The organism is Paraburkholderia ribeironis (genome assembly GCF_900019265.1).
GTDB classification, from domain to species: domain Bacteria; phylum Pseudomonadota; class Gammaproteobacteria; order Burkholderiales; family Burkholderiaceae; genus Paraburkholderia; species Paraburkholderia ribeironis.
Window position 1 is genome coordinate 18,073 of record NZ_CYGX02000050.1, and the last position, 273, is coordinate 18,345.

At 63.4% G+C, this 273-nt stretch carries 1 protein-coding gene; it reads right to left on the minus strand.

Annotation, left to right across the window (positions count from 1 at the left end):
* Positions 1-273, minus strand: a 273-nt coding sequence (locus BN2475_RS22670; RefSeq protein ID WP_245841145.1) for an EF-Tu/IF-2/RF-3 family GTPase, incomplete at both ends; no start/stop codon positions are given.

Genomic DNA, 273 nt, shown 5'->3' on the forward strand with positions numbered 1-273 from the left:
GCAGGATACCCACGTTGTCACCCGCCTGACCCTGGTCGAGCAGCTTGCGGAACATTTCCACGCCCGTGCAGGTCGTCTTCACCGTCGGCTTGATACCGACAATTTCGATTTCCTCGCCGACCTTGACGACGCCACGCTCAACGCGACCCGTCACCACCGTGCCGCGACCCGAGATCGAGAACACGTCTTCCACCGGCATCAGGAACGTGCCGTCCACCGCGCGCTCCGGCGTCGGGATGTACGTGTCCAGCGCATCGGCCAGGTTCATGATCG